General features: G+C 48.7%; 5 protein-coding genes. 4 read left to right on the top strand and 1 reads right to left on the bottom strand.

What is annotated here, in order from left to right; translation table 11 throughout:
- Nucleotides 1-46: 46 nt before the first annotated feature.
- The 4 genes from L0P89_RS02255 (at nucleotide 47) to L0P89_RS02240 (ending at nucleotide 11,681) form a co-directional block, all read left to right on the top strand.
- Nucleotides 47-4,879 carry a gliding motility-associated C-terminal domain-containing protein gene (locus tag L0P89_RS02255; RefSeq protein ID WP_235266782.1) on the top strand — a complete coding sequence of 1,611 codons (4,833 nt, stop codon included), beginning with the start codon at nucleotides 47-49 and terminating at the stop codon, nucleotides 4,877-4,879.
- Between the two features lie 16 nt (nucleotides 4,880-4,895).
- A complete protein-coding gene (locus L0P89_RS02250; RefSeq protein WP_262911460.1) occupies nucleotides 4,896-5,846 on the top strand; it encodes a type IX secretion system membrane protein PorP/SprF in 951 nt (316 codons plus the stop codon).
- 10 nt (nucleotides 5,847-5,856) lie between these two features.
- Complete coding sequence (locus tag L0P89_RS02245) at nucleotides 5,857-7,782, top strand: OmpA family protein (RefSeq protein ID WP_235266781.1); 1,926 nt, start codon at nucleotides 5,857-5,859, stop codon at nucleotides 7,780-7,782.
- A 215-nt stretch (nucleotides 7,783-7,997) separates the two neighbouring features.
- On the top strand, nucleotides 7,998-11,681 hold the full coding sequence (locus tag L0P89_RS02240; RefSeq protein WP_235266780.1) for a beta strand repeat-containing protein: 3,684 nt from the start codon (nucleotides 7,998-8,000) through the stop codon (nucleotides 11,679-11,681).
- A gap of 867 nt (nucleotides 11,682-12,548) precedes the next feature.
- Here L0P89_RS02240 and L0P89_RS02235 read toward each other — a convergent pair.
- On the bottom strand, nucleotides 12,549-12,716 hold the full coding sequence (locus L0P89_RS02235; RefSeq protein WP_235266779.1) for a hypothetical protein: 168 nt from the start codon (nucleotides 12,714-12,716) through the stop codon (nucleotides 12,549-12,551).
- Between the last annotated feature and the right edge of the window lie 28 nt (nucleotides 12,717-12,744).

Here is a 12,744-nt window from a genome sequence, read left to right as displayed (position 1 = left end):
AAAGCCTACACAGCCATGGTGATATGTTTATGTAAAACTATCATTTATGGAAAAAATTACTTTTTTGGGCTTTAGGGGTTTGGTCCCTTTGGTGGTTTCTTGGTCCATTGCCTTCTTGTTTCTGATACTACTGGCATCTTTCGATGATTCTTCATCATTAATTTCCCTAGATACGACTTATGTTGATACAGATGGCGACGGAGTGCTCGATCAACACGATATAGATGATGACAACGATGGTATTCTCGATACCGTAGAGGACAAAAACACAGATGGTGATAACGATCCTTCAACCAACGCCAATGATACCGATGCTGATGGCACACCTGATTATTTGGATGTGGACTCAGACAACGATGGGTTGGTAGATAATTACGAAGCACAGCTTTCTTCAAATTTTATTGAAGCTTCAGGGATTGATTCGGATGGAAATGGATTGGATGATAGCTACGAATCAACACCTGGTAGTGGAGAGGGCCTGACACCCATTGATACTGAGAATGATACTATCGAAGATTATGTTGACATAGATTCAGACAACGACGGAATTCTAGATCAGACTGAGTCAAGCACGCTGGGTACTGACTTTGATTGCGAGACCGTTCCCAACCTGAACTTCAGCGAAACACCTGTTCTTGAGTCAGGTCAAGCCTTCAGCGAAGGTTCTGTATATAGAATAAATGATGTGTTTCAGGGAATAGATGCATTAATCACCGTTGAAGAGATAGTCAATGGTAGGATAGATGTTCTTGACCAAAACGGTATCGACCCTGAATATTTTAAACCTGAAATTCAGTTTGAGTTTACTGATGATGTTAGAAGACCTTACGTTGATTTGAGAATATCATTGGTTGAAGACGGTACAACTCAACCCGTCTTTTTAGAAGAATTGATAGCCAATTTTATAGATGTTGATGGTAATCAAAGATATCAAGAGTTCAACCGCTTTGATCTGCCGGTAAGTTATACTGTTGACAATCCTACCGAAGTTGTGGTGAACACTACTTCTGGGGGTCTTTTGATCAATGGCGGTTTTGAAGAATACACTGGTATTTCCAATCAAAACCCCTCGGTTAATGTGGCGGTTCAATTTGTTGATATTTCCACCTTTGTCTTTAGGTTTGGTGTGCAGACCACCACAAATGAAAACTTTCAGACCATCGTAAGGCAATCGGGTATTCAGTTTTCTTGTTTGGACAACTTTTTGGATCCCCAGACCACAACTTTTAGCGAGGATGTGGACTCAGATGGTGATGGTCTCCCAGACAGGGTCGATATTGACAGCGATAATGACGGCATTCCTGATAATGTTGAAGCACAGTTGACCGATGGATATATTCCGCCAACAGGTAACGATTCAGATGGGGATGGCTTGGATGATGCATATGATGATGGTGATTTCGAAGGATTGAATCCCGTAAATACAGATGAAACAGATAATCCCGACTACCTTGACGAAGACACTGACAACGATTTGGTTCCGGACAACAACGAGGGCAACGACTTCGACTTCGACGGGCAGCCCGACCAGTCCTTCACGGGCACCGACACCGATGGTGACGGCCTTGACGACGGCTACGAGGGGAGCGATGTCGACGACGGCTACGACGTGAACGACGAGATCGACGACCCTGCGAACGACCTTCCCGACACGGACGGCACCGGCGACGTCAACTATCGTGACCTAGACGATGACGGCGACGGTATCGAGACCCCCGACGAGGACGCGGACGGTGACGGCGACCCTACCGATGACGACACGGACGGTGACGGCACGCCCGACTACCTGGACCCCGACGATGACCGCGACGACACAGACGGCGACGGGGTTCCCGACGTGGTTGACATCGACGATGACAACGACGGGATACTTGACACGGTTGAGGACCCGGACCTTGACGGTGACGGCGACCCGCTGACGGACCCACAGGACAGTGACGGCGACGGCAGGCCCGACCACCTGGACATCGACTCCGATGACGACGGCATCCCCGACAACGTAGAGGGGCAGCCCACCGATGGCTATGTTCCCCCTAGCGGCAATGACAGCGACAACGACGGCCTGGACGACGCCTACGAGGGCACTGGCGACGAGGGGGTCACCCCCGAGGACACGGACGGCGACACCACTCCCGACTACCTTGACGAAGACACTGACAACGATTTGGTTCCGGACAACAACGAGGGCAACGACTTCGACTTCGACGGGCAGCCCGACCAGTCCTTCACGGGCACCGACACCGATGGTGACGGCCTTGACGACGGCTACGAGGGGAGCGATGTCGACGACGGCTACGACGTGAACGACGAGATCGACGACCCTGCGAACGACCTTCCCGACACGGACGGCACCGGCGACGTCAACTATCGTGACCTAGACGATGACGGCGACGGTATCGAGACCCCCGACGAGGACGCGGACGGTGACGGCGACCCTACCGATGACGACACGGACGGTGACGGCACGCCCGACTACCTGGACCCCGACGATGACCGCGACGACACAGACGGCGACGGGGTTCCCGACGTGGTTGACATCGACGATGACAACGACGGGATACTTGACACGGTTGAGGACCCGGACCTTGACGGTGACGGCGACCCGCTGACGGACCCACAGGACAGTGACGGCGACGGCAGGCCCGACCACCTGGACATCGACTCCGATGACGACGGCATCCCCGACAACGTAGAGGGGCAGCCCACCGATGGCTATGTTCCCCCTAGCGGCAATGACAGCGACAACGACGGCCTGGACGACGCCTACGAGGGCACTGGCGACGAGGGGGTCACCCCCGAGGACACGGACGGCGACACGGTTCCCGACTACCTTGACGAAGACACTGACAACGATTTGGTTCCGGACAACAACGAGGGCAACGACTTCGACTTCGACGGGCAGCCCGACCAGTCCTTCACGGGCACCGACACCGATGGTGACGGCCTTGACGACGGCTACGAGGGGAGCGATGTCGACGACGGCTACGACGTGAACGACGAGATCGACGACCCTGCGAACGACCTTCCCGACACGGACGGCACCGGCGACGTCAACTATCGTGACCTAGACGATGACGGCGACGGTATCGAGACCCCCGACGAGGACGCGGACGGTGACGGCGACCCTACCGATGACGACACGGACGGTGACGGCACGCCCGACTACCTGGACCCCGACGATGACCGCGACGACACAGACGGCGACGGGGTTCCCGACGTGGTTGACATCGACGATGACAACGACGGGATACTTGACACGGTTGAGGACCCGGACCTTGACGGTGACGGCGACCCGCTGACGGACCCACAGGACAGTGACGGCGACGGCAGGCCCGACCACCTCGACATCGACTCCGATGACGACGGCATCCCCGACAACGTAGAGGGGCAGCCCACCGATGGCTACGTGCCCCCTAGCGGCAATGACGGCGACAACGACGGCCTGGACGACGCCTACGAGGGCACTGGCGACGAGGGGGTCACCCCCGAGGACACGGACGGCGACACGGTTCCCGACTACCTTGACGAAGACACTGACAACGATTTGGTTCCGGACAACAACGAGGGCAACGACTTCGACTTCGACGGGCAGCCCGACCAGTCCTTCACGGGCACCGACACCGATGGTGACGGCCTTGACGACGGCTACGAGGGGAGCGATGTCGACGACGGCTACGACGTGAACGACGAGATCGACGACCCTGCGAACGACCTTCCCGACACGGACGGCACCGGCGACGTCAACTATCGTGACCTAGACGATGACGGCGACGGTATCGAGACCCCCGACGAGGACGCGGACGGTGACGGCGACCCTACCGATGACGACACGGACGGTGACGGCACGCCCGACTACCTGGACCCCGACGATGACCGCGACGACACAGACGGCGACGGGGTTCCCGACGTGGTTGACATCGACGATGACAACGACGGGATACTTGACACGGTTGAGGACCCGGACCTTGACGGTGACGGCGACCCGCTGACGGACCCACAGGACAGTGACGGCGACGGCAGGCCCGACCACCTCGACATCGACTCCGATGACGACGGCATCCCCGACAACGTAGAGGGGCAGCCCACCGATGGCTACGTGCCCCCTAGCGGCAATGACGGCGACAACGACGGCCTGGACGACGCCTACGAGGGCACTGGCGACGAGGGGGTCACCCCCGAGGACACGGACGGCGACACCACTCCCGACTACCTTGACGAAGACACTGACAACGATTTGGTTCCGGACAACAACGAGGGCAACGACTTCGACTTCGACGGGCAGCCCGACCAGTCCTTCACGGGCACCGACACCGATGGTGACGGCCTTGACGACGGCTACGAGGGGAGCGATGTCGACGACGGCTACGACGTGAACGACGAGATCGACGACCCTGCGAACGACCTTCCCGACACGGACGGCACCGGCGACGTCAACTATCGTGACCTAGACGATGACGGCGACGGTATCGAGACCCCCGACGAGGACGCGGACGGTGACGGCGACCCTACCGATGACGATACCGACGGTGACGGCACGCCCGACTACCTCGACCCAATTGATGATGAACCACAGATCGATTCAATAGAAGTCAATCAATTGGTAACACCCAATGGTGATGGTAGAAATGACTTTCTGTTTATCAGAGGCGTTGAAAATGCAAGAAACAACACATTGAAAATTTTCAATCGATGGGGTGTAGCTGTGTATGAGGGAAGTAACTATAACAATATCAACAATATATTTGATGGTAGGTCAAAAGGCCGGTCAACATTGTCAGGCGATGACTACCTTCCATCAGGGGTATATTTTTATATATTTGAGTACGAATCTGACCAAGGAAGGATAACCGATACCGATTACCTCTATATAAGTCGATAATCCGTTAATTTTTAACATGATAAGAAAAACAGTACCGTTCCTATTCTTGCTGATTTGCTTGACATCTTTTGATATGTTTGCCCAGCAAGATGCCCAATATACCCAATATATGTTCAATACGCTGAGTGTCAATCCGGCGTATGCGGGTTCAAGGGGCCAATTGAGTTTCGCTGGCCTCTATCGATCACAATGGGTGGGTCTTGATGGCGCTCCGGAGACATTTACCTTAAACTTGCATTCTCCCATTAGAAATAGTCGTTTGGGATATGGTATTTCTATTGTCAATGACAATATTGGCGATGGAGTGGTACAAGAAACTTATTTAGATGCCGTGCTTTCATACACTATTGATGTTTCTTTTGACGCGAAACTATCATTTGGTTTAAAGGCTGGAGGTAATTTATTGAGTTTGGACTATAATGGATTGCGAAATTTTGATCAAGAGGTAGTAGATCAAGATAACGTTGACAACCAATTTTCGCCCAACTTTGGATTGGGTATCTACTATCACACTGATAAATTTTATGCCGGAGTATCGGCACCTAATATTTTGGAGACTGAGTACTTTGACAATAGTGGGGGTGATAGCAACGCGGTTAATTTTTTGGCCGCCGAACGGATTAATTTCTATTTGATAACAGGCTATGTTTTTGATTTGAGTGGAAATTTGAAGTTCAAACCTGCCCTATTGACAAAGGCAGTTGGGGGTGCACCCCTTCAGGTTGATTTATCGGCAAGTTTCTTGTTTAATGATAGGTTCAGTTTTGGTGCAGCTTACCGTTGGGATGCTGCTGTAAGCGCCCTTGCGGGTTTTCAGATTACGGAACAGCTGATGTTGGGGCTGGCCTATGACCGAGAGACCACTGAACTGGGCGGTACCCAGTTCAATGATGGCTCTTTTGAGATTTTCTTGAGGCTCGAATTGTTGAAATCATTTCAACGAACCGTTTCGCCACGATTTTTTTAATTAAACTATTATGCTGAAACGACTACTTCTGTTTATGATATTGGTGTTGGGTTTTGTTGGCCTCAATGCTCAAGAAAAGAGACTGGTCAGGGCAGATGAAGAATATTCAGACTACTCTTTTAGGCCTGCGATCGATATCTACCAAAAAGTGCTCGAAAAGGGCTATGTCTCCCCAGACTTGCTAAAGAAACTGGGCAATTCTTACTATTTCAATGCCGATTACGAAAAAGCAAATGAGATATATCGGCGTCTGATCGAAGAATATCCTGATGAAATGGGTACAGACTATATCTTCCGATATGCACAAACCCTGAAGACTTTGGGTGACTATGACGGCTCCAAAGAAATGATGGCCAAGTTTAACGATATGGCCAGTGCCGATAGCAGAATGGCCGCTTATGAAGAAGATTACTTGGCAAAGATTGAAGAGAATTCGGGAAGATATGAAGTAGAAGCATTTCCCTATAATAGCAAACATTCCGATTTTGCGACTTCTTTTTATAAAAGAGGATTGATTTTCTCATCAGATAGAGATACTGGAAACCTTGCCCGATATCGTCACACATGGAACTCTAAAGACTTTTTGGACCTCTACAAGGTAGATGCTGACAGCATCTCTGAAAACAATGTGGTAAAACTCGAGGGTGATGTCAATACACGGTTACACGAATCTACTTCCGTAGTGACAAAAGATGGAAGCACCATGTATTTTACACGTAACAATTTCTTGGATGGAAAAAAATATAAAGACCAACAAGGCGTTACGCGTCTGAAAATATATACGGCTACATTTATCGATGGTGAATGGACAGACATTACCGAGTTGCCTTTCAACAATGATTCATACTCGATTGCACACCCAGTGCTGAGTCTTGATGAAAAGATATTATACTTTGTGTCCGATATGCCAGGCTCTCATGGTGAATCCGATATCTTCATGACCAAAATTATCGGTGACGGCACTTATGGTCCCATTATAAATTTAGGCAAGAACATCAATACCGTGGCACGTGAGACCTTTCCTTTTATAACCGCTGAGGGAGTATTGTATTTTTCTTCTGATGGACATCCGGGTTTGGGAGGATTGGACATTTTTGCCACAAAGATCGCTTTCAGTTATGATGAGACGGTGACCAACGTGGGGAGACCAGCGAACAGCAAATATGATGACTTTGCTTTTATCATGGATGAAGAGACCAGGAAGGGCTATTTTTCTTCAAATAGGCCTGACGGGCTCGGCGAAGATGATATCTATGCTTTTACAGAGACCGATCCGTTAAGGCTTGATTGCCTACAGGGTGTTACGGGCACGGTTCGCGATAGGATCTCAAACGAAGTATTGGTGGGTGCTACGGTCAAAATCATCGATGAGGAAAACAATGAGGTTTCTTCAACGATTACCGATTCTGAAGGAGACTATGTTCTTGAGTTGGATTGCTCGAAAGGTAACTTTGTTCGGGCGTTGATGGAAGGTTATGTGCCTTCAGAAGAATATCTTCCCAAATCGTATGGCAAACCACGTATTGTTGATTTTTATTTAGAGCGTGACGTGGTCACAGGGGGCTATGGAGATGATTTGGCAAAACTGTTGCAGTTGAGTACCATTTATTTTGACTTGAACAAGTATAACATACGTCCTGATGCTGAAGTAGAGATTCAAAAGGTAATCGTAGCCATGGAAAAATATCCAAGCCTGAAAATCAAGGTGAATTCCCACACCGATAGCCGCGGCAATGACGATTATAATATGTGGCTGTCTCAGAAGAGGGCAGAATCAACGGTCAATTACATGATTTCAAAAGGTATTTCCGCAGAACGTTTGAAAGGCGAAGGCTTTGGAGAATCGCGACTTGTCAATGAATGTGGCAATGGGGTACCCTGTTCAAGGGAGAAGCACCAATTGAACCGACGATCAGAGTTTATTATTTTGGAATAACTAATCTCAAGTGTTCCAAAGCCTGACCTATCGTGGCTTTATCGATTAAGTGCCAGCCATCTAACTTCTTGCTATTGACCCCTATATTAAGACTGTTCACAACAATTTTTAGACCAGGTTGACCTATACGGTTACTTTTGATTAATTGAAAGTTACAGGTCTAAATGGGTAAAATACCAACTTTTTTCGCGTTGATGGTTACCATATTGTTTTCTATGGCGACGATGGCCCAGGAAACTTTTTATGATACGTTCAGTTCGGTTTCGTACTCGAACAACAACGGAACGCAGAACTGGTCATCGAACTGGCTTGAATTTGGTGATAACAATTCCCCATCTGGTGGATATATACGAATTACTAGTAACCAACTGAGGTTTTCTTATATATGGACAGAAAGCATTAGAAGATCGGCCAATCTGAGTGGCTATTCTTCGGCCACACTTTCGTTTGATTGGCGTACCTCGAGCCTGGAATCTGGGGAGACCTTGGTCATCCAAGCTTCCAGTAATGGTTCTTCGTACACCACCTTGGCCACTTTTTCAGGTACACAGAGTGGTACATTTAGCCAAGATATATCGGCCTATATTTCAAGCAATACCACAATCAGGTTCATCAAAGGGGGTAGTGACTGGTCGGGCAGTAATGACCAAGTGTTTATCGATGATGTATTGATTACGGCAACGGCGGTGGCATCGATAACCATCGATGATGTATCGGTAAATGAGGGAGATGGCACGGCAACGTTCACGGCAAGACATGAGGGCCCCAATGCAGCCGGAAACTTTACGGTGAACTTTACGACCAACAATGGCACTGCCCTGGCAGGCAGTGACTATACGGCTAATTCGGGCACCTTGAGCTTTGATGGCACTAGCGGTGACACCGATACTATTGTGGTCTCCATAACCGACGATGGCGATTTCGAAAGTGCAGAAAACTTTACCGTTTCGTTTACCGGCTCATCTGACCCCTCGATCAATATTGCAGACACGGCCACCGGAACTATCATCGACAACGACTTATTGGGTAATACCCCCTTGGCATTGTATGAAGAATTCGATGGTTATGTAGATTATACATCAACCGGGGGCACCCTCAGAACAGAGCCCAACAGTGGAAACGCGTGTGCCATTACCACTTCATCGAGCAATACGCTGACCTCATCCATACCGGCCACGGCGACCATTGCCAAGGCATTTTTGTATTGGGCCCATTCTGGAACTAGTCCTGATTCACAGGTCACTTTTGAAGGAAACACTGTTACCGCAGACCTTATGTACACGACTTCATTGACCAACCGTGTCTTCTATGGGGGGGTAAGCGATGTGACCTCGATCATACAGGGCATCTCGAACCCATCGACCAATACCTATGATTTTTCTGGATTGACAGTTGACAATACAGGAAACTATTGCTCAACTGCGACCGTTTTAGGTGGTTGGAGTCTTTTTGTCTTTTATGAGGATGACAGTTTGCCCGCCTCAACAGTGAATCTATATCAGGGCTTCAATGGTGAGAGCAACTCATCTTCATCATTCAGTCTGAGTGGTTTTTTTGCCATTGGTGCGACCGGTTCAAAGACCAGCGTGCTTTCATGGGAAGGCGACCAAAACCTGAGCAACAACGAATTGTTGACCGTGACCACGGGTTTGGGGACCTTTACCCTGGCCGGTGATGGCGATAATAACGGAACCACGGTGAACAACCCTTTTAACTCGACCATATTTGACAATACAATCATTCCCAATGTCAACAATGCCACCTCCTACGGTGTTGATTTGGATACCTATGATGTTTCGCCGTATATACAGCCCGGTGAATCATCGGTGACCACAAATGTGCAGTCGGGGCAAGACTTCGTCATCATGAATGCACTCGTTTTGAAGGTGCCTTCCAATCTTGTGATCGGAACGGTCTTCGAAGACGTTGATTATGGAGGTGGTGCGGGCCGCAACCAAGCGACGGCTACCGGGGTTGGTGTGGCCGGGGCAACGGTAGAACTCTATGATGCCACCAGTTCTTTGGTCGACAACACCACTACCGATGTCAATGGTGATTATACCTTTGGGGGTATGGCGAACGGAACCTATAGTATCAGGGTAGTCAACGGATCGGTACAATCGACCAGGGGAGGTGGATCATCATGCGCCTCGTGCCTTCCGGTACAGACCTTTCGAACGGCCTATGCAGGGGTGTCGATTACAGAAGTGACCGATGAAGTGGGCGGGGCAGACCCCTCGGCCCAAGATGTGGCGGCAGGCAATTTGACCGGAGCACAAACGGTGGCCTCGATCACCATTACCAGTGAAGGGTTGGTCGGAATCGATTTTGGATTTAACTTCAACACCATTGTCAACACCAATGAAGACGGGCAGGGCTCTTTGGAACAATTCATCGTGAACGCAAACAATCTGGATGAAACAGGATTGGATATAGTGGCCAATAGCATTTTTGATCCCGCAGCGGGCGAAGACACCTCGATTTTTATGATGCCCACCACTGCCGATCCCTTTGGCCGGACAGCAGATTCGAATTTTTCAAGCGGTTATTTCGACATATCCATTTCAAATGGCAATCCGCTTTCTGATATCACCGATGACAATACGGTCATTGATGGCCGTACACAAACCGCCTATTCAGGCGATACCAATTCAGGCACAGTGGGCTCTGGGGGTACCCCTGTGGGGGTCTCTGCCGTCAATCTTCCCACATATCCACGCCCTGAGATTCAAGTATATAGAAACAGCGGGGACGTTATCAAGACACAGGCGAACAATGTGGTGATAAGAAACTTATCTGTTTACGCAAATAATAATGCGGCCATACGTACCGATAGCGGGTCATGTTCAATTCTTCAGAATCTATTGGGGGTGAATGCCCAAGGCGTTAATGCGGGTAATGTGGATTATGGGGTAGAAAACCCGGGAGCCAACATTACCATTGATGGCAATTATATAGCGACCAATACCGATACGGGCATTTTCATTGATGGGGGTACTTCAAACGTCATTCAGAACAACCACTTAACAGGTAATGGTGATGCTGCCTGTGATGATAATATCTTATTGCAGAACGGCACAGGCATTGTCATACAGCAAAACCTGATAGAAAATGCGGCCTCTGCGGGTATCGATGCCGAATCGGTTTCGGGCACGGTCACCATAACTGAAAATTCGATAACTTCTTCAGGGCAACATGGGGGCAATTGCACCGGTAGCTTTGAGGGGATGGCAATCAAAATCGCGGGCAATAATTCACAGATGAACAATAATGTGATTTACAGCAATGGAGGAGCTGGTATTGTGGCTCTAGGAGGAACCGGAAATCGTATTAGTCAAAATTCAATATATGCCAATGGTACGGTTTCAGCAGCGTTGGGGATCGACCTCGATGCCTCTGCAAGTGCTGGTGATGACGTTACCCTAAATGATAATGACGATACAGATTCAGGTCCGAACAACCTTCTTAACTTCCCCATTATATCGGCTGCGTATATTTCTGGCAGCAATTTGGTTGTGAAGGGGTGGTCAAGGCCAGGTACGACTTTGGAATTTTTCTTTACCGATGTCAATGAAGGTACCGCTACGGCTGGTGATAATCAATTAGGATTGACTGTTGATTACGGTGAAGGGCAAACATATATTGCTTCAGCGATAGAAGGAAGTGTTGCCGACAATGATGGCAGCTCCTCTTCCTATTCTGATGCAGACGGAAATACGGACAATACCAATAGATTTCATTTCAACCTGCCCTTGCCGGCCGGTACGGTATTGGGCGAGATGATCACCGCAACGGCAACCTTGGCAAACAGTACATCTGAATTTGCCCCTATGTCGATATTGCGTGTGGCTACCGTTATTACAAATCGAAGAATTACCTATCGGGTGAACCCAAACTGATTTTAATATAGTTATCTAAAATTCAAGTACTTACACTTTTTTCCTAGACCTCATTATTATGAGGATTGGCGGTCTTGATAAACCAATTCACTACATTTAACGATTTTGGCCAATGCTATTATCGCCCAGGGCAGAAACCAACACCAGGTTGTAGTAGACAACCTTAAGCTATATTTTCGATTCGACTACTTCGAATGTGGCCCTATTGATAGTACAGGTCAATACCGTAATCACCAACCGAAGAATCACGTACGGGGTAAGCAAAAATTAACATTTTCTTGTGGTCAGAAAGTACTGTTATTATTGACGAAATCGATAAACGGTAATTCCCTTCGTTAACCTTCAAAAAAACTTCACACTTCAACTTTACAGGGCTATACCGTACGAATTGGCAGTTACACAACAATTATTTTCCTCGGGGGGTCATAAGAGTAATTTTGTATAGTGAAGAAAAACTGTATTGGCTGAAAAAGAGCTAGATACACCCCTAAATTATGAACGATTTGACCAACTCATCGAAGGTAAAGTTTGAAAAGGATTTCGGATTTTCTATTTGCAAACAGGCAAGAGAACCGTTTACCAAATACTTCCCTCCGATACAAGGTTTTCAAGGTCAATTGTGACTAAAAAAATTTCCCATTTGGGAAAACCAATTAAACATAAAGACCATTTCATTAGGATGATGTCAAATAAAAACTACCCCATGAAAAAGCTACCAATTTTCATCCTCTTTCTTTTTGTATCTGGCTATGGACTTGCCCAAACTACGGTGACCTTGCAAGATCAGTGTAACTGTGAGGTACTTAGCGGTACGGCGGTTACCACTCCTGGAACCACATCCCCGACAGGAGCCGATACGGGAGATATTTATGTGAACACCAATATGGGCACCATTTTCTTTTGGGATGGAGATTCTTGGGAATTGACATCGGGTGATGATACCAATACGACCAATGCCTCTTTGACAGAAGATGGGAACGATTTGATTTTGAGTGACAGCGACGGCAACGACGTTCGCATTGCTTTGGCAGACATTGCCGCAGTCGTTGATACCAATACAACA

The sequence above is a fragment of the Muricauda sp. SCSIO 65647 genome, from assembly GCF_021534965.1.
GTDB lineage: Bacteria > Bacteroidota > Bacteroidia > Flavobacteriales > Flavobacteriaceae > Flagellimonas_A.
Note: the sequence above shows the minus strand (reverse complement) of the source record. Positions and strands in the feature narration are given on the sequence as shown.